Origin of the sequence: Pseudomonas sp. CVAP#3 (assembly GCF_018986375.1) — a bacterium.
GTDB classification, from domain to species: domain Bacteria; phylum Pseudomonadota; class Gammaproteobacteria; order Pseudomonadales; family Pseudomonadaceae; genus Aquipseudomonas; species Aquipseudomonas helvetica.
Genome location: NZ_JAHMSC010000006.1, coordinates 178,946 through 195,609 on the forward strand (window position 1 = coordinate 178,946; position 16,664 = coordinate 195,609).

At 59.4% G+C, this 16,664-nt stretch carries 18 protein-coding genes and 1 tRNA gene; 9 read left to right on the forward strand and 10 right to left on the reverse strand.

Annotated elements, in window-relative coordinates:
• Positions 1-74 precede the first annotated feature (74 nt).
• Both KRR23_RS13090 and KRR23_RS13095 read right to left on the reverse strand, forming a co-directional pair.
• Positions 75-830, reverse strand: coding sequence for an ABC transporter substrate-binding protein (locus KRR23_RS13090; protein WP_103319702.1), 756 nt, complete (start codon positions 828-830; stop codon positions 75-77).
• 13 nt (positions 831-843) lie between these two features.
• Positions 844-1,617, reverse strand: a complete 774-nt coding sequence (locus tag KRR23_RS13095) for an ABC transporter ATP-binding protein (protein ID WP_216742835.1) — start codon at positions 1,615-1,617, stop codon at positions 844-846.
• Between the two features lie 555 nt (positions 1,618-2,172).
• Between KRR23_RS13095 and gabP the strand changes: the two genes are divergently transcribed.
• Positions 2,173-3,564, forward strand: coding sequence for a GABA permease (gene gabP / locus KRR23_RS13100; RefSeq protein ID WP_216742836.1), 1,392 nt, complete (start codon positions 2,173-2,175; stop codon positions 3,562-3,564).
• Between the two features lie 79 nt (positions 3,565-3,643).
• On the opposite strand, the gene KRR23_RS13105 is transcribed toward gabP, so the two are convergent.
• From KRR23_RS13105 to KRR23_RS13115, 3 genes are read right to left on the reverse strand one after another with little or no spacing between them, the layout of a single operon-like run.
• A complete protein-coding gene (locus KRR23_RS13105; RefSeq protein WP_216742837.1) occupies positions 3,644-4,096 on the reverse strand; it encodes a hypothetical protein in 453 nt (150 codons plus the stop codon).
• Positions 4,097-4,102: 6 nt separating this feature from the next.
• Positions 4,103-4,519, reverse strand: a complete 417-nt coding sequence (locus tag KRR23_RS13110) for a hypothetical protein (RefSeq protein WP_216742838.1) — start codon at positions 4,517-4,519, stop codon at positions 4,103-4,105.
• Positions 4,520-4,556: 37 nt separating this feature from the next.
• Positions 4,557-5,522, reverse strand: coding sequence for an alpha/beta fold hydrolase (locus tag KRR23_RS13115; protein WP_216742839.1), 966 nt, complete (start codon positions 5,520-5,522; stop codon positions 4,557-4,559).
• Between the two features lie 245 nt (positions 5,523-5,767).
• On the opposite strand from KRR23_RS13115, the gene KRR23_RS13120 reads away from it, so the two are divergent.
• Positions 5,768-6,223 (forward strand): carboxypeptidase regulatory-like domain-containing protein, encoded by a 456-nt coding sequence (locus KRR23_RS13120; protein WP_216742840.1) that lies wholly within the window; start codon positions 5,768-5,770, stop codon positions 6,221-6,223.
• An 80-nt stretch (positions 6,224-6,303) separates the two neighbouring features.
• Here the strand turns inward: KRR23_RS13120 and KRR23_RS13125 are convergent.
• From KRR23_RS13125 to KRR23_RS13145, 5 genes are all read right to left on the reverse strand, one after another.
• Positions 6,304-6,379: transfer RNA gene (locus KRR23_RS13125), tRNA-Phe, on the reverse strand.
• Positions 6,380-6,482: 103 nt separating this feature from the next.
• Positions 6,483-6,755: an oxidative damage protection protein gene (locus KRR23_RS13130; protein WP_019691289.1), complete on the reverse strand. Its 273-nt coding sequence runs from the start codon at positions 6,753-6,755 to the stop codon at positions 6,483-6,485.
• The gene (gene mutY / locus KRR23_RS13135) at positions 6,752-7,819 is read right to left on the reverse strand and encodes an A/G-specific adenine glycosylase (protein WP_216742841.1); all 1,068 of its coding nucleotides are present in this window, start codon (positions 7,817-7,819) and stop codon (positions 6,752-6,754) included. The genes KRR23_RS13130 and mutY overlap by 4 nt, the downstream gene beginning before the upstream one ends.
• Positions 7,816-10,047: an AsmA family protein gene (locus KRR23_RS13140; protein ID WP_216742842.1), complete on the reverse strand. Its 2,232-nt coding sequence runs from the start codon at positions 10,045-10,047 to the stop codon at positions 7,816-7,818. Before KRR23_RS13140 ends, mutY begins: the two co-directional genes overlap by 4 nt.
• Positions 10,048-10,129: 82 nt before the next feature.
• On the reverse strand, positions 10,130-10,528 hold the full coding sequence (locus KRR23_RS13145; protein WP_054595154.1) for an acetyl-CoA sensor PanZ family protein: 399 nt from the start codon (positions 10,526-10,528) through the stop codon (positions 10,130-10,132).
• A gap of 274 nt (positions 10,529-10,802) precedes the next feature.
• Here KRR23_RS13145 and KRR23_RS13150 point away from each other — a divergent pair, with 274 nt between their 5' ends.
• The 7 genes from KRR23_RS13150 (at position 10,803) to KRR23_RS13180 (ending at position 16,562) form a co-directional block, all read left to right on the forward strand.
• Positions 10,803-12,464 carry an OFA family MFS transporter gene (locus KRR23_RS13150; protein ID WP_216742843.1) on the forward strand — a complete coding sequence of 554 codons (1,662 nt, stop codon included), beginning with the start codon at positions 10,803-10,805 and terminating at the stop codon, positions 12,462-12,464.
• Between the two features lie 227 nt (positions 12,465-12,691).
• Positions 12,692-13,285: an imidazoleglycerol-phosphate dehydratase HisB gene (gene hisB, locus KRR23_RS13155; RefSeq protein WP_071552374.1), complete on the forward strand. Its 594-nt coding sequence runs from the start codon at positions 12,692-12,694 to the stop codon at positions 13,283-13,285.
• Positions 13,285-13,923: an imidazole glycerol phosphate synthase subunit HisH gene (hisH, locus tag KRR23_RS13160; RefSeq protein ID WP_216742844.1), complete on the forward strand. Its 639-nt coding sequence runs from the start codon at positions 13,285-13,287 to the stop codon at positions 13,921-13,923. The genes hisB and hisH overlap by 1 nt, the downstream gene beginning before the upstream one ends.
• Positions 13,923-14,180 (forward strand): DUF2164 domain-containing protein, encoded by a 258-nt coding sequence (locus KRR23_RS13165; protein ID WP_071552372.1) that lies wholly within the window; start codon positions 13,923-13,925, stop codon positions 14,178-14,180. The genes hisH and KRR23_RS13165 overlap by 1 nt, the downstream gene beginning before the upstream one ends.
• A 42-nt stretch (positions 14,181-14,222) precedes the next feature.
• Entirely contained in the window at positions 14,223-14,960 is a 738-nt protein-coding gene (gene hisA, locus KRR23_RS13170; protein WP_054595157.1) for a 1-(5-phosphoribosyl)-5-[(5-phosphoribosylamino)methylideneamino]imidazole-4-carboxamide isomerase, read from the forward strand.
• A gap of 9 nt (positions 14,961-14,969) precedes the next feature.
• Positions 14,970-15,740 (forward strand): imidazole glycerol phosphate synthase subunit HisF, encoded by a 771-nt coding sequence (gene hisF, locus KRR23_RS13175; protein ID WP_054595158.1) that lies wholly within the window; start codon positions 14,970-14,972, stop codon positions 15,738-15,740.
• Between the two features lie 66 nt (positions 15,741-15,806).
• Entirely contained in the window at positions 15,807-16,562 is a 756-nt protein-coding gene (locus tag KRR23_RS13180) for an ABC transporter substrate-binding protein (protein ID WP_216742845.1), read from the forward strand.
• Positions 16,563-16,664: the final 102 nt, after the last annotated feature.

A 16,664-nucleotide genomic window follows, 5' to 3' on the forward strand; every position in this document is an offset into this window, starting at 1 on the left:
TTCTATTCAAGTTGCCGCAGGCATTGCCAAGGACCGGCACCGTCAGAAAGCGGCGCCGGTCAGGCCAGTCAGAATCAATAGATGCTGAACGGGAAGTACTTGTCGTTGATCTTTTTGTAGGTGCCGTCAGAGACGATTTCTTTCAATGCGGCATTCAGCTTGTTACGCAGCTCGTCCTGACCCTTGCGCACGGCGATGCCGATTTTGTCGCTGGCTACCACCGGTTCGCCTTTGAACTCGTAGTTTTTGCCTGCGTCGCTTTTCAGCCAATCGTAGTTGGCGTATTTGTCGGCGAGGATCGCATCGACGCGACCGGAGGTCAGGTCCAGGTAGGCGTTTTCCTGAGTGTCATACAGCTTGATGGTGACGTCGTTGCCGTAATTGTCCTCAAGCCAGGTGCCGGCCAGTGTGGCGCGCTGGGTGCCGATGATCTTGCCTTTGAGCGAGTCCTTGTCGGTTTTCAGGTCGACGTTTTTCGGTGCGATGAACTGCAGTTTGTTCGAGTAGTACGGGTCGGTGAAATCAACGGCCTGCTTGCGATCGTCTGTGATCGACAGCGAGGAAATCAGGAAATCGAACTTCTTGGCGTTCAGTGCCGGAATGATGCCGTCCCAGTCAGAGGTAACGACTTCGCATTCGACTCGCATCTTGGCGCACAGGGCGTCGCCGATGTCTTTGTCGAAACCGACCACCTGGCCGCTGGCATCTTTATTGTTGAACGGTGGGTAAGCCGCTTCGATGCCCATCTTCAGTTTTTCGGCAGCCATTGCATTGGCCGAAAACACCAGTGTGGCGGCCGCAGCCAGGAGGAGTTTTTTGTAAGTCTGCATGTAGGTAGCTCCGTTAGCGGTTGCTGGACATGAATTGTTTGCAGCGCGCCGAAAGCGGGTTTTCGAACACCTGCTGGGGCGATCCTTGCTCTTCGATGAGCCCCTGGTGAAGGAACACCACTTCACTGGACACCTGACGGGCGAAGCCCATTTCGTGGGTGACCAACAGCATGGTGCGACCTTCTTCGGCCAGGGCGCGGATCACGTTTAGTACTTCCTGAACCATTTCCGGGTCAAGCGCGGAAGTCGGCTCGTCAAACAGAATGACTTTGGGTTGCATCGCCAACGTGCGGGCGATTGCGGCGCGTTGCTGCTGGCCACCGGAAAGTTCTGCAGGGTAGGCGTGACGTTTGTCGGCGATGCCGACCTTGGCCAGCAAGGCTTCTGCCACTTCGATGGCGTCGCGCTTGCTTTGCCCGAGGACGCGGCGCGGCGCTTCGATGATGTTGTCGAGCACGCTCATATGCGGCCACAGGTTAAAGTTTTGAAATACAAAACCGATTTCGCTGCGCAGTCGATTGATCTGCTTGCCGTCGGCGGCGACCAGTTCGCCGTTTTTCGAAGGCTTGAGCTTGAGCTCCTCGCCAGCCACCAGAATCTGGCCCTGGTGCGGGTTTTCGAGCAGGTTGATGCAGCGCAGGAAAGTGGACTTGCCGGAACCAGAGGAACCCAGGATCGAGATCACATCGCCGTCGCGTGCGGTCAGCGAGACGCCCTTGAGCACCTCAAGCGTCCCGTAGCGTTTGTGCAAGTTGCGGATTTCAAGCGCGGGCGTGGCCTCAGCCATGTGCGGTCCTCATTGAGTTCTGTTGTGCTCCTGCTGTTGGGTGGGCTTTTCTATCGAGGCGCCAAGCTAGCATAGCGGTCGAATGGCGGCCAACAGCCCCACGGGGCGTAGACGGGCAGTGCGTGACCGGTTGTCGCCTCAGCGCAGCTGTCTGTCGCGCCATCAACAACCCATCCCCCGTTTGAAGCCATGTCTGCGCGGGTGTCGCGTAAAAAAAGGCGCGATGGTGCCAGCTTTGGCCGGGTGTTGGAAGCGCTAACCGGACAAACGTTCCTGATCCGCACTTTTATTGTGCGTGAGCCGTTTTTCCGGTGCGTTTCTGGTGCGTGAATTCGTTTGTGAAGTGGGTGGCAGGGTAACGTTCTGGCGAAGTGCCATTAATTTCAATGGCTTGCGATGACTGCTCAGTCGCCGTACAGCCCGCGTAAACCGGTGGAGTGAAACATTTTGGCGCAATTATTGCGTGCAGAATAAGGAACGCCCCGTTGGATTCTTTTTACGAGAAGGAACATCAGACGGACGTGCACGCACGCATTCCTCACAAAGGTAGATTCAATGAGCAGTATGCAAAGCTCTAATGGCCTCGAACAGGGGCTCAAACCGCGCCATGTGACCATGTTGTCGATTGCCGGTGTTATCGGCGCCGGTCTGTTCGTTGGCTCGGGTCACGCCATCGCCGCCGCCGGCCCGGCCGTGCTGTTGGCCTACGCTGCCGCCGGTATGCTGGTAGTGCTGGTCATGCGCATGCTTGGCGAAATGGCCGTTGCTTCTCCGGACACAGGCTCTTTCTCGACCTACGCCGATCGCGCCATCGGTCATTGGGCCGGTTTCACCATCGGCTGGCTTTACTGGTGGTTCTGGGTTCTGGTAATCCCGCTGGAGGCCAACGCCGCCGCGACTATCCTGCATGCCTGGTTCCCTAACGTGGCCATCTGGGCATTTACCCTGATCATCACGTTACTGCTGACAGTGACGAACCTGTTCAGCGTGAAGAACTACGGTGAGTTCGAATTCTGGTTCGCTCTGATCAAAGTCCTGGCGATCATCGGCTTCATTGTCCTCGGTGTTATGGCGATCTTCGGCTTCCTGCCAGGCAGCCAGGTCAGCGGCGTTTCGCACCTGTTCGACACTCAGGGCTTCTTGCCAAACGGCATGGGCGCCGTACTGGGCGCGATCCTGACCACCATGTTTTCCTTCATGGGCACCGAGATCGTGACCATCGCGGCCGCGGAGTCGAAGAACCCTGGCCAGCAAATCTCCAAGGCCACCAATTCGGTGATCTGGCGGATTGGCTTGTTCTACCTCGTATCGATCTTCATCGTTGTGGCGCTGGTGCCATGGAATGACCCGGTTCTGGCCAGCGTCGGTTCCTATCAGACCGTGCTTGAGCGCATGGGCATTCCGAATGCCAAGCTGATCGTCGACCTCGTGGTGCTGGTTGCTGTGACCAGTTGCCTGAACTCGGCGCTGTACACCGCATCCCGCATGATGTTCTCCCTGGGCAAGCGTGGCGATGCACCGGCCGTTTCCCAGCGTACCAACAAGAGCGGCACGCCGTACTGGGCCGTCATGTTGTCTACCTGCGCGGCGTTCCTCGCGGTGTTCGCCAACTACGTGGCCCCGGCTGCGGTGTTCGAATTCCTGCTGGCCAGCTCCGGCGCTATTGCGCTGTTGGTGTACCTGGTGATCGCGATTTCGCAACTGCGCATGCGCAAACAGCGCATGGCACGCGGTGAAAAAATCGCCTTCAGCATGTGGCTGTTCCCGGGCCTGACCTACGCGGTGATCGTATTCATCGTGGCGGCCCTGACCATCATGCTGTTTCAGGATGCCCATCGTGTGGAAATCCTTGCCACGGGGCTGTTGAGCCTTTTGGTGGTGGCTGCCGGCTTGTTTGTGGCTCGCCGTCGCAAACTGGAACAGCGTGGCGCGGTAGCGTTGAGCTGATTTTCCCCGCGTAATGCAAAACGGCCGCTGTCAGGAATGACAAGCGGCCGTTTTTGTTTTCGCAAGCTTCAGGGGCGGGTTATTCGGCTTTTGCCTCAGGCTCTTCCAGCGACTCGCGGTAGCTGTCCAGTGCATTGCCGAAGTCGGTGATGAACTGCGGCTCTGTGAGCCAGGCCTGGGCGGCCTCGCGGTCCACGCCGTCGGTCCACATGCGATAGTCGATCAGCATGTCGGCGGCCAGGTGAGTGGCGGCCATGGCTTCGTTCTCGGCGTTTTCCATGTCCAGCAGCTCTGGATGGTCGCTGATGATCTCGCTGAGGTTCGACAGCAGGGTCAGCAGCATGTCGTTGCGGCTGATGGTCTCGGCCTCACGCATTTTGCTGAACATCGCCAGGGTGTACTCGGGAATCGGCGCGCCGACTTCGCCCAGGTCATCGTCGAGCGCGGCGGGCTTTCTGCCGTGAATATTGATTTGCCTGGCTTTGAGCTTGGCGCGTTTGGCGCGTTTCTGTTGCTTGTTCAGGGATGCCATGGGAACTCAGTTCGGTTTCTGTTGGGGTTGGGCCGCGATGGCGTCGGACGCCGCCACGTAGTCTGCCTGGAAGGCTGGTGATTCGATCCACGCCAGGGCGCCGGCTTCGTCCGTCTCGGTGGACCATTGGCGATACTCGATCAGCGCGGCGAGGATGAAGTCCATCGCGCCTTCCTCGCCTTCCTGTTCGTACACCAGCTCCAGCAACGGGTCTTCCAGGAAGGCCGCGCACATCGCTTGCTGGCTGGTTTTTTCGGCGTCGATCATTTTTTTGAACAGTTCGGTCAGGTCCACCGATTCGAAGTCGATGCGATCGTCGTTCGGGTCCAGCTCGACCGGCGCGGCGGCCCGTTGAGTGCGGTTCTGCTTGGCTTTCGCTTTAGCGCGGGTAGCGCGTTTGTGCTGTTTGTTCGCGGATGCCATGGGCGTCGTTCCGTGTTTCGTTGAGAGGGCAGGCCACTCAGCTGCGTGGCACTCGCCGCCCGGGGGTGTCGGGTGTCAGCTCGCCGTTTTGCAGCCATGACAATGCAATGGGCCATAGTGTGGCTTGGTATGGGCTGCGAAAAAAGGCGAAATGTCCGACTTCTTCTTCGCCGATGTCTTGTGGGGCGATTCGCAGGTGGGTGTTTGTACTGCTGGTGAAGTAGCCGAGCAGGCGTTCGATGGCAGCAATTGTGCCGTAGGGATCGTCGCTGAGGCTGATGGCCAGGGTTTGTGCGGTGACGCTGGCGAAGGGCAGTCGGCCGTTTCTGGCGTGGATGGCGCGACCGCTGGGGCGCTTCTCGTAGCGGGCGGTGGGCGTGCTCCAGTCGCGAACCACGCCGGCGGGTGTGTCTTCCAGCCAGCCGAGGCGCTTGCCGGGGAAGTAACCGAAGACCCGCGTCACCAGCGGCATCAGCAGGTGCCACTTGCCGAACATCCGCCAGCGATGGGCTGGCGCATAGTCGCGCCAGTAGGCGAACTGCGCGCCGACGGTCACCAGACGGCGGATCATGTGCCCTGAAGCGCCCAACCCCGCTGCACAGCCGCCGAAGCTGTGGCCGACCACGTCGATGGGTTGGCCGGGAAACTCCCGCTGGGCGCGTTTGAGGATCGCTTCGAAATCCAGCGCGCCCCAGTCGGTCCATGAAGCCTGAAGTCCTTTCAGCGATGCCGGACGAGACTCGCCGATGCCGCGGTAGTCATAGGTGATGACGTCGAAGCCATTGGCGAACAGGTAATCGGCGAAGCGCGAGTATTGCCGGCAGCGGACTGAGGTGGCGGCGTTGATGATGACGACCGGGCGCATTGCGTCTATGAGGGTGTGTTGCCAGGTGAAGCCGCCAAGGATGAAGCCGTCGGCGGCGGGTTCCTTGAAGGGCTCGCTTTGCGCTTCTGCGGCTGACGATTCTGGCCTGAGCGTGGTAGGTACGCTTTGTTGGTTCATGGGGCTGAGCCCTGACGATGACGAGCCCAAGAATGAACTTCAACGTTAGCGTTGTGCAACGTTTTGGAGTCGACGGTCACGCGCGATGCCGTACGTCACGTACGGAGAATCTGATTCGGGTGTACTGAGTGTTTGGTCCGTTTTGCACTGAGCTCAAGTCCGAATCGATCTAAAACCCTGATCCTCGGTCGGTAATCAAAAAAGGTGTAACAGATAGGGTTCTGTGGAGCCCGGGAGTCGTCATCATGAGGTACGTTCATTCACTTATGCTGCCCCTTGCGGCTGCCGGCTTGCTGATGCTTCCCGTCATGTTGCGGGCCGCCAGTGTCGAGCCGATCGATAGTTCAGCCGTGCAAGTCCAGCAGCAACAGCAAAACGGGATCACCTACCTGTCCGGTGGTATCGGCGAGGATGAGTCAAAAGCCATTCAGCAAACCAAGGGCTACAACCTGCACATGACCTTCTCCACCGGGGCGGAGAATAAATATGTTCCCGACGTAGATCTGGTCATTCAGAGCGCCCCAGGGAAAACCGTGCTGACCCTGACTCAGGCCGGCCCTCTGGTTTACGTTCAGCTACCCGCTGGCAAGTACACCGTAGTCGCGACACGAAATGGTGAAGTGCTACGTGATACCGCCGACGTCGGCAACGGTGCTGCACGCAATCTGGTCTTCCACTGGAAGGGCAATAGTAATAGTTAGGGATGACGTCTTTTGCGCGGCGCCATTAAATTGCGGGCATAAAAAAACCCTGAATCTTGCGATTCAGGGTTTTCGGTATTTGGTGCCCAGAGACGGAATCGAACCGCCGACACGGGGATTTTCAATCCCCTGCTCTACCGACTGAGCTATCTGGGCAACGGGGCGCATTAAACGGGTTTTTCAGGGGGGCGTCAAGCAAGTTTTCAAAAAATATTTAATTATTACCGTCGCTTACGATCCAACCCCCGTTTTTACGGGATTACTCGGCAGGCGGAACGTAGCCTTCGGCCTTGGCGTATTCCTCGCCGGAGAAGTACTTGTCCATCTCGCCCTGAAGATATTTGCGGTCTTCGGCGTTCATCATGTTCAGGCGTTTTTCGTTGATCAGCAGGGTCTGGTGTTTTTGCCAGTCGGCCCAGGCCTTGGCCGAGACGTGGTCAAAAATGTCCTGACCTTTGGCGCCCGGGAACGGGGCGCGCTCCAGGCCTGGCAATTGTTCTTTGTACTTGCGGCACATGATGGTGCGGGTCATGACGACTCTCCTGCGTTCAATACATCGGCCGCGCGCTTCAGCAGTTTTTTCACCGGGGCGGCAAGGCCCAGGCGCGGCGGGGTGGCGAGGTTATACCAGAGCCAGTCGGCCTCGGCCACGTGATGGCCGGCCTCCTGGACCTGGACCAGCCAGGGTTCGATAGCCAGTTGGAAATGGCTGAAGGTGTGGACCAGGCTCGGCAGTTCAACGTGCTTGCCCAGTTCCAGCGAATGTTGCAGTGCCAGATGTTCCAGATCGCCGAGGTCGTCGAGTTCCGGCAGGCTCCACAAACCGCCCCACAAGCCCGTGGAAGGGCGCCGGTAAAGCAGAATGGCGCCATCGCGGTTGGCGAGCATCGGCATCAGCGTGCGCTTCTGTGGCACGGTTTTACGCGGTTTGGGGATCGGGTAGCGGGTCTCCAGGCCGAGCATGTGCGCTTCGCAGCCCTTTTCCAGTGGACACAGCAGGCAACTTGGCTTGCTGCGGGTGCAGAGCGTAGCGCCCAGGTCCATCATCGCCTGGGTGTAGGCGTTGACTCGATCATAAGGTGTGAAGCGCTCAGCGTTGGCCCACAGCTGCTTGGCAACCTTCGGTTCGCCGGGGTAGCCCTCTTGCGCGGTAAAGCGCGCCAGCACCCGTTTGACGTTGCCGTCGAGGATCGGCGCGCGCAGGCCCATGCTCAGGCTGGCGATGGCGCCCGCGGTGGACAGGCCGATGCCCGGCAAGTCAGTGAGTTTTTCGACATCCCGGGGAAACTCGCCGCCGTACTCGGCAACGATGATCTTCGCGGTTTTTTGCAGGTTGCGCGCACGGGTGTAGTAACCCAGTCCGGTCCACAGGTGCAGCACTTCATCTTCCGGCGCGGCGGCCAGGGCTTCGACCGTTGGCAGCGACGCCATGAACCGGTCGAAGTAGTTCAGCACCGTGCTGACCTGGGTCTGCTGCAGCATGATTTCGGAGACCCACACCCGATACGGGGTGATGCCCTGCTGCCAGGGCAGGTCGTGGCGGCCGTGGCGGTCATACCAGTCCAGCACTGCGGTTGAGAACTGCTCGGCTTTCATCGCTTGAACAACCCCTTGAGGGCGTTTTTCAGTTCCGGACTGACTTTGTCGCCGAGTTTCTCATCGATTTTTTCGCCGAGCTTGTCGCCCGCCAGCTTGCCCGCGACCTGTCCGAGACGCTCACTGTCGAGGCGGCAGGCTTTGGCACCGAGTTCCAGCGGGCCACGGCAGCGCAACGGCCACTCGATACTGGCATAGCGTTCGTTGACCTGGCAGGCCGGGTCCGGCATGTCGCTCTTGTCGCCTTCGACGATGATGCCAATGCGGTAATCCATGCCCAGCACACGCAGGTCGACGTCACCGTTGCCGTTGACGGTCATGCCCGGGATGCGCACTTTCAGGTCCGGATTGCTGGCCACGCCATTGCGCAACGTCAGGTTGCCCTTGAGTTCCTGAAAGGGGGTGTCCTTGCCATGCGGTTCGCCGCTGAGGGTTTTGTGGTTCAGCGTGGCGATGCCTTTGCACAGTTGTTGCTCAAGGTTGGCGTTGAGCAGCACGCCGTTATTGAGCACGAAACTGGCCGTGCCGTTGAGGCTGTCGATCAGGGCTTTCTGGCTGTTGCCGCTGGCGGTCAGGTTGCTGTTGAGCGTGACCAGGCCTTTGACTGGCGGTTTTTTCCCTTGGCTTTCGAGAATGTTCTCCACCGGGACTTTGCTGATCTGCGTTTGCATGCTCAGCAACGGCACGGGCTGACGAACATCGAGCGTGCCCTTGGCAGCGAAGTTGCCGTTGTAGAGGTCGCCACGCAGGTTTTCCAGGGTCAGCAGGCCGCCCTGGCCAGTGGCTTTCAGCGCGGCGTTCTGGATCGACAGCTTGTCGAGGGTCAGTTGGCCGAAGGTCAGGTCGGCGTCCAAATCAAGCTTGCTCAGGCGTTCCGACGGAATCAGTTTGTCGCTGCTCCAGGCGCCTTTGGTCGGGGCGTTCGGCAATGGTGTGCTGCCAGCGCCGGCCAGTGCGTTGGTCTCGGTGCTGCTGACTTCCGACTGACGAGCCACTGCAGCACTGTTGGCTTCGGCGGATTTTGGCGGCAGGTAGCGATCAGCGTTGAAGGTGTCGCCCTTGAGTTGCACGCGCAGTGATTGCTTGGCGAAATCCTCGACGGCGATGCGCCCGCTGAAGCTGCTGTCGTCGACTTTCAGGTTGATATCGTCCAGCACCACGCTGCTCGGGGTGCCCGCGAGACGACTGACCAGTTCGACTTTGCTCAGGCTACCCTCGGCCATGGCCGGGAGTTTCTGGCCGATGCTGTCGACAAACTTCGCCAGGTCGAATTGCGCAATCGACACTCCGCCGCTGATTTGCGGGGTTTTGTCCAGGTTGTTGACTTTCAGCTCGCCAAGCGCACGCAACTGGTTGGCAGAGATCTTTATGCCGGTCCATTCGGCGACGTTCGCTGCTCTATCCAGCAACAGTTGGCCTTGAGCGGCATAGGTCACGATCTTGCCTTGCAGCGGTTCGCCGGAGATTTCACCCGCAAGTTTCATGTCTTCGAACTGGTAGCGCTGGAGGGCGCGTTCGAAACGCAGCTCGCCATTGAGCTCGGTGCGCACCCGCACGTCCGGCTGGTTACTGGCCAGGAATGCCGTCAGCTTGACCTGAATGTTGGTCGCGTCGTGCACCGGGCCGGTGCTCAGCTGGATGCTTTCGGCGCTGAACTGCTTGCCGGTTTGCTCGTCGTTGTATTCAACCCGAGCGTTGTTCACGGTCAGGCTGTCGATGTCGAGACGAATCGGTTGGGTCGGTTTTTCCGTGGTGGCGGGTATTTCGCCGGCTGGTTCGCTGGTGCTGCCGGTCGCCGATGCATCCGCCTTGGCGGCAACGGGCGGGACCTTGCCGATGTCTTCCCAGTTACCGTGGCCATTTTTGTCACGGTTGAGGCGCAGGTTCAGGCCCTCGACGCGGACATCGCTCATTTGCACTTCACGGCGCAGCAACGGCAGCACCCGCACGGACAGGCCAAGCATTTGCAGGTCGGCAAACGGCTGGGTCGGGTTGGCCAGGGTCGCGACGCCGGCGTCGTGCAGTTCAAGGCCGAGCCAGGGGAACAGGCTCCAGCCGATATCGCCATTGAGCGTCAGCTCGATGTGGGCCTTGTCGCGGGCAATTTGGCGGATCTCGTCTTTGTAGTCGTTGGGATCGAAGAAGTGGGTCAGGGCAAAGCCCAGCGCCACAATGATCAGCAACAGCCCGAGAAGTACCAGACCCAGGATTTTGCCGAACGCTTTCATGGGCGAGTCCTTGTAGTTAGTCGAATTCAAATTTAGCCCGGGAGTATAGCCTCCCGAAACCGACGACTGGTCAGTGATCGCTCTAGAGCTGGTCCAGCGGCAGTTTGAGCTTGGCAGCCAGTGCCTGGGCTTCGAGGTGCCCGGCCGGGGCCTGCAAGTGCAATTTGGCCCCCGCGAGCTCGGCCATTTTTTGCGCTTCGCTGACCAGGCGTTCAGCCACGCCACGGCGACGGGTGATTTTTCGCACGCACAAATGGGATAGCTGCCAGATGTCCTGCTGTCGGTGCAGGCGTGCTGCGCCAAGCAGTCGGTCATTGAAGCGTCCAGCGATCAGCGAGCCGTCGCGCAGGCTGTGTTCAATCAATTGCAGTTCATCGTTGAACGGAGCAATCAGCCAGCGCGGAGCATCGTGGTAGATCTTCTGCAGATCCTGCTGATCCTGATAGCTGGGTTCGTTCAGCGATTCGACGACGATGGGCATAAGGTTTCCTGTGAAAGGGTTGTCCAGGCGTTACCCGTCAGCGGGTGAAACGGTTTTTTAGTGCGTGATCGGAACAGATGTCACATAAAAGGTGATATCAGTTTGGTTTTTCTGTCACGGGCAAATGGTAATCTTCGCCCGTTCGTCGGTCCTTCTGCGACCTGTCGTCGCGCCCGAACGGAGCTCTACTCGATAAAACGGTCATGCCGGCGTGCAACAAGGCCGAGAGTGAAGAGTGTCTGGCGAACCATACTAATAATTGGGGGAAACACAAATGAGCACGAGTACCGAGGCGGGGATTATTCCCGCCCAGTCAGCGTTCCTGTCCAAGGAGCGGATTATCGCCAAGCCCGGTTTCAACCGTTGGCTGGTTCCACCGGCCGCGTTGGCCATTCACCTGTGCATCGGCATGGCCTATGGTTTTTCGGTGTTTTGGCTGCCGTTGTCCAAAGCCCTCGGCGTGACCGCGCCGGTGGCCTGCGCGCCAGGCATGAGTTTCATTGCACAGATTTTCTCGTCCCAGTGTGATTGGCCGATCTCGATGCTCGGCTGGATCTACACCTTGTTCTTCATCTTCCTCGGCTGCTCGGCAGCGATCTGGGGTGGCTGGCTGGAACATGCCGGACCACGCAAGGCTGGTGTCGTGTCGGCGCTGTGCTGGTGCGGCGGTCTGCTGATTTCCGCGTTGGGGGTGTATACCCACCAGATCTGGCTGATGTGGATCGGCTCCGGCGTCATCGGGGGGATAGGCCTGGGGCTGGGTTATATCTCGCCGGTTTCGACCTTGATCAAGTGGTTCCCGGACAAGCGTGGCATGGCGACTGGCATGGCGATCATGGGCTTCGGTGGCGGTGCGATGGTTGGTGCTCCGCTGGCGGCTGCGCTGATGGGCCATTTCGCTTCGCCGGCTGGCGTCGGCGTGTGGCAGAGCTTTCTGGTGATGGCTGCGATCTACTTTGTGTTCATGATCGGCGGTGCGCTGTCGTACCGCGTTCCGCCGACTGGCTGGAAGCCTGAGGGCTGGACCGCCCCGGCGAAAAAAGCCGCGAACGCGATGATCACTCACCGTCATGTGCACGTTAACGTTGCGTGGCAAACCCCGCAGTTCCGTCTGGTATGGCTGGTGCTGTGCCTGAATGTGTCGGCGGGTATCGGTATCCTCGGCATGGCGTCGCCGCTCTTGCAGGAAGTATTCGCCGGTAAATTACTCGGCAACGATCTGACCTTTGGTCAGCTGGACGCTTCGCAATTGGCATCGATCGCGGCAATCGCTGCCGGTTTCACTGGCTTGCTGAGTCTGTTCAATATCGGTGGGCGGTTCTTCTGGGCGTCGTTCTCCGACTACCTGGGCCGCAAAAACACCTACTTCGTGTTCTTCGCCCTGGGGTTTGCCCTGTACGCGTTGATCCCAAACCTCGGCCATCTGGGCAACATCGCGCTGTTCGTGGCGGCGTTCTGCATCATTCTGTCGATGTACGGCGGTGGTTTTGCGACGGTTCCGGCGTACCTGGCGGACCTGTTCGGTACGCAGATGGTTGGTGCGATCCACGGTCGCCTGCTGACTGCCTGGGCTGCTGCCGGCGTGCTTGGTCCGGTGTTGGTGAACTACCTGCGTGAGTATCAGTTGAGCATCGGCGTCGAGCGCGCGGCTGCGTATGACATCACCCTGTACATCCTGGCGGGCCTGCTGGTGTTGGGTTTCCTCTGCAACCTGCTGGTGCGCCCGGTGGCGGACAAGTACTTCATGACCGATGCCGAGCTGGCCGCCGAGCAGGCGCTGGGTCACGACAAAGGCGCGAACAGCACCACCGTGCTGGAGTGGAAAGCTTCCTCGGGCAGCGTGCCGTTGGCCGTTGCTGCATGGCTGGTGGTGGGTATACCGCTGGCGTGGGGTGTTTGGGTGACGTTGCAGAAAACAGCGGTTTTGTTCCACTAAACACATGGCTCCCCTTGTAGGAGCAGAGCTTGCTCGCGATGAACGATAACGCGGTGTGCCAGACATACCGCCATCGCGGGCAAGCCTTGCTCCTACATGTCATGACAGGTATGTCCCCGGCGGCATTGGGTTCAGCCCGTCAGGGATATCACCTCGCGTGTTTCTGTTTGGCGTCCGCGCCCCTATAATGGTTGCCTTTTTCGCCCAATGATTTTGCGGAGCTGGTGATGGCCGAACGTAAGGCGTCAGTCGAGCGCGACACTCTGGAAACCCAGATCAAAGCCTCGATCAACCTGGATGGCACCGGAAAGGCCCGATTTGATATCGGTGTTCCCTTCCTTGAGCACATGCTGGACCAGATCGCCCGTCACGGGCTGATCGACCTGGATATCGAGTGCAAGGGTGACCTGCATATCGACGACCACCACACGGTGGAAGACGTCGGTATCACGCTGGGTCAGGCCTTCACCAAAGCCATCGGCGACAAAAAAGGCATCCGTCGTTACGGTCACGCCTATGTGCCGCTCGATGAAGCGCTGTCGCGCGTGGTGATCGACTTCTCCGGCCGTCCTGGCCTGCAGATGCACGTGCCGTATACCCGCGCCACTGTCGGCGGCTTCGATGTCGACCTGTTCCAGGAATTTTTCCAGGGCTTCGTCAATCACGCCAACGTCAGCTTGCACATCGACAATCTGCGTGGGCACAACACCCACCACCAGATCGAAACCGTGTTCAAGGCTTTCGGTCGCGCATTGCGCATGGCCGTCGAGCTGGATGAGCGCATGGCCGGGCAAATGCCGTCGACCAAGGGCGTTCTGTAATGCAGACGGTCGCGGTTATCGATTATGGCATGGGCAACCTGCACTCGGTGGCCAAGGCCCTCGAGCACGTCGGTGCCGGCAAGGTGCTGATCACCAGCGATGCCAACGTGATTCGCGAAGCCGACCGGGTGGTTTTCCCCGGCGTGGGCGCGATTCGCGATTGCATGGCGGAGATCCGTCGCCTGGGCTTCGATTCGCTGGTGCGTGAAGTCAGCCAGGACCGTCCGTTCCTCGGCATCTGCGTGGGCATGCAAGCCTTGCTCGAGCGCAGTGAAGAAAACGATGGCGTCGACTGCATCGGCCTGTTTCCCGGCCAGGTGAAGTTCTTCGGCAAAGGTCTGCATGAAGACGGCGAACACCTGAAAGTCCCGCATATGGGCTGGAACGAAGTGAAACAGACGGTGAGTCATCCGTTGTGGCACAACATTCCGGACCTGGCGCGTTTCTACTTCGTGCACAGCTACTACATCGCCGCCGGTAACCCGCGGCAGGTGGTGGGCGGTGGTCACTACGGTGTCGATTTCGCTGCGGCGCTGGCTGATGGCTCGCGCTTCGCTGTGCAGTTCCACCCGGAGAAGAGCCATACCCATGGCCTGCAATTGCTGCAGAACTTCGCTGCGTGGGACGGTCGCTGGTAATGGCCGTCAAGAAAAAGCCGCCGATCCTCACGCTCACACCCGAGCAAGAGAACGAGGCCAACAGCAAGATCAAGCGTTTCATGGAAGACCGCTTCGAACTCGACCTTGGCTCGTTCGAGGCGGCTGAAATTCTTGAGTTGTTTACCCGCGAAATTGCTCCGCACTATTACAACAGGGCGATTTTCGATGTGCAGACGCACCTCAAGGAGAGGTTCGAAAGCATCGAAAGCGACTTGTGGGCGCTCGAGAAAAACTGATTTCCGAGCAACGCTGAAAAATCGAATTTAAAGGTTTGCCAGATGCTGATTATTCCCGCTATCGATCTCAAAGACGGTGCCTGTGTACGTCTGCGCCAGGGCCGCATGGAAGATTCCACAGTGTTCTCCGATGACCCGGTGAGCATGGCTGCCAAGTGGGTGGAGGGCGGTTGCCGTCGTCTGCATCTGGTCGACCTGAACGGCGCCTTCGAAGGCCAGCCAGTCAATGGCGAAGTGGTCACTGCGATCGCCAAGCGCTACCCGAACCTGCCGATTCAGATCGGTGGCGGTATCCGTTCTCTGGAAACCATTGAACACTACGTGAAAGCGGGTGTGAGCTACGTGATCATCGGCACCAAAGCCGTGAAAGATCCGGCCTTCGTCGCTGAGGCTTGCCGCGCCTTCCCAGGCAAGGTGATCGTCGGCCTGGACGCCAAAGACGGCTTCGTTGCCACCGATGGCTGGGCTGAAATCAGCACTGTGCAGGTCATCGACCTAGCGAAGCAGTTTGAAGCCGACGGCGTGTCTGCGATCGTTTATACCGACATCGCCAAAGACGGCATGATGCAGGGCTGCAACGTGTCGTACACCGCAGCACTGGCCGCCGCCACGCGGATTCCGGTGATTGCGTCCGGCGGTATTCACAACCTGGGTGACATCAAGTCGCTGCTCGACGCCAAGGCGCCGGGGATCATCGGCGCCATCACCGGCCGGGCGATTTACGAAGGCACCCTCGACGTCGCTGAAGCGCAAGCTTTCTGCGATTCGTACAAAGGCTGAGGACTTACCATGGCGCTGGCCAAACGCATCATTCCTTGCCTGGACGTGGATAACGGCCGGGTCGTCAAAGGTGTGAAGTTCGAGAACATCCGAGACGCCGGTGATCCGGTGGAAATCGCCCGTCGCTACGACGAACAGGGTGCCGACGAGATTACCTTTCTCGACATCACCGCCAGCGTCGATGGCCGCGATACCACGTTGCATACCGTCGAGCGCATGGCCAGCCAGGTGTTCATCCCGCTGACCGTTGGCGGTGGCGTGCGCACCGTGCAAGACATCCGCAACCTGCTCAATGCCGGTGCCGACAAGGTCTCGATCAACACTGCGGCGGTGTTCAATCCAGAGTTTGTCGGCGAAGCGGCGCAGCATTTCGGCTCGCAATGCATCGTCGTTGCCATCGACGCCAAGAAGGTTTCCTTGCCGGGCGAAACCCCGCGCTGGGAGATCTTCACCCACGGCGGTCGCAAACCTACCGGGCTGGATGCAGTGGAGTGGGCGAAGAAGATGGAAGGTCTGGGAGCCGGCGAAATCCTGCTGACCAGCATGGACCAGGATGGCATGAAAAACGGCTTTGACCTGGGCGTCACGCGTGCCATCAGTGATGCGCTGGGGATCCCGGTGATCGCCTCTGGCGGCGTCGGCAATTTACAGCATCTGGCTGACGGCATTCTTGAAGGCCACGCGAGTGCGGTGCTGGCAGCGAGTATTTTCCACTTCGGCGAATACACCGTGCCGGAAGCCAAGGCCTACATGGCGCAACGCGGTATCTGCGTTCGATAAAGGCCAGTGGACAGTATGGCGGGCTCAGGGCAAGCTTGGGCACGCCATGGATTCCGGTAAACCGTCATGCTCAAACGTCTTCTCCTGGTACTCGCCGGCACCTCGTTATTACTGGCTGGCGCTGCGCATGCTGCAGAAAAAAACGGCACCGATCTGGTGCTGCTGACGGAAAACTTCCCGCCTTACAACATGGCGAAGAACGGCAAGAACTTCGCTCAGGAAGACAACATCGATGGCATCGCCGTGGACATCGTCCGCGAGATGTTCAAGCGCGCCGAAATCACCTACAGCCTGACCCTGCGTTTTCCTTGGGAGCGGATCTACAAACTCGCCCTGGAGAAACCCGGGTATGGCGTGTTCGTCATGGCGCGACTGCCGGACCGCGAGAAACTCTTCAAATGGGTCGGCCCGATTGGTCCGGACGACTGGATCATGCTGGCCAAGGCTGACAGCAAGATCACCCTCGAGTCGCTAGCGCAGGCGCGCAAATACAAGATCGGGGCCTACAAAGGTGATGCGATCGCCGAAACGTTGGCCAAGCAGGGTCTGAAACCGATCGTGGTGCTGCGCGATCAGGACAACGCGAAGAAGCTGGTCAATGGCCAGATCGACCTTTGGGCGACGGGAGATCCTGCTGGCCGTTACCTCGCTCGGCAGGATGGCGTGACTGGCCTCAAGACCGTGCTGCGTTTCAACAGTGCCCAGCTTTATCTGGCGCTGAACAAAGACGTGTCCGACGAAATCGTCGCCAGGCTTCAGGCCGCCCTGGATCAGTTGCGCAAGGAAGGCGTGGTGGACGACATCATGGCGCGGTATCTGTAAGGTCCTGTGGCGAGGGGGCTTGCCCCCGTTGGGGCGCAAAGCGGCCCTAAAACCAAGCACCGCAGTGATTCAGACAGAACGAGTGGGTATCTTTTACGACTG

Bases quoted from the DNA above. Each gene is read 5' to 3' on its own strand.
- KRR23_RS13090 (WP_103319702.1), bottom strand. From the start codon at position 830: ATGCAGACTTACAAAAAACTCCTCCTGGCTGCGGCCGCCACACTGGTG.
- KRR23_RS13095 (WP_216742835.1), bottom strand. From the start codon at position 1,617: ATGGCTGAGGCCACGCCCGCGCTTGAAATCCGCAACTTGCACAAACGC.
- gabP (WP_216742836.1), top strand. From the start codon at position 2,173: ATGAGCAGTATGCAAAGCTCTAATGGCCTCGAACAGGGGCTCAAACCG.
- KRR23_RS13105 (WP_216742837.1), bottom strand. From the start codon at position 4,096: ATGGCATCCCTGAACAAGCAACAGAAACGCGCCAAACGCGCCAAGCTC.
- KRR23_RS13110 (WP_216742838.1), bottom strand. From the start codon at position 4,519: ATGGCATCCGCGAACAAACAGCACAAACGCGCTACCCGCGCTAAAGCG.
- KRR23_RS13115 (WP_216742839.1), bottom strand. From the start codon at position 5,522: ATGAACCAACAAAGCGTACCTACCACGCTCAGGCCAGAATCGTCAGCC.
- KRR23_RS13120 (WP_216742840.1), top strand. From the start codon at position 5,768: ATGAGGTACGTTCATTCACTTATGCTGCCCCTTGCGGCTGCCGGCTTG.
- KRR23_RS13130 (WP_019691289.1), bottom strand. From the start codon at position 6,755: ATGACCCGCACCATCATGTGCCGCAAGTACAAAGAACAATTGCCAGGC.
- mutY (WP_216742841.1), bottom strand. From the start codon at position 7,819: ATGAAAGCCGAGCAGTTCTCAACCGCAGTGCTGGACTGGTATGACCGC.
- KRR23_RS13140 (WP_216742842.1), bottom strand. From the start codon at position 10,047: ATGAAAGCGTTCGGCAAAATCCTGGGTCTGGTACTTCTCGGGCTGTTG.
- KRR23_RS13145 (WP_054595154.1), bottom strand. From the start codon at position 10,528: ATGCCCATCGTCGTCGAATCGCTGAACGAACCCAGCTATCAGGATCAG.
- KRR23_RS13150 (WP_216742843.1), top strand. From the start codon at position 10,803: ATGAGCACGAGTACCGAGGCGGGGATTATTCCCGCCCAGTCAGCGTTC.
- hisB (WP_071552374.1), top strand. From the start codon at position 12,692: ATGGCCGAACGTAAGGCGTCAGTCGAGCGCGACACTCTGGAAACCCAG.
- hisH (WP_216742844.1), top strand. From the start codon at position 13,285: ATGCAGACGGTCGCGGTTATCGATTATGGCATGGGCAACCTGCACTCG.
- KRR23_RS13165 (WP_071552372.1), top strand. From the start codon at position 13,923: ATGGCCGTCAAGAAAAAGCCGCCGATCCTCACGCTCACACCCGAGCAA.
- hisA (WP_054595157.1), top strand. From the start codon at position 14,223: ATGCTGATTATTCCCGCTATCGATCTCAAAGACGGTGCCTGTGTACGT.
- hisF (WP_054595158.1), top strand. From the start codon at position 14,970: ATGGCGCTGGCCAAACGCATCATTCCTTGCCTGGACGTGGATAACGGC.
- KRR23_RS13180 (WP_216742845.1), top strand. From the start codon at position 15,807: ATGCTCAAACGTCTTCTCCTGGTACTCGCCGGCACCTCGTTATTACTG.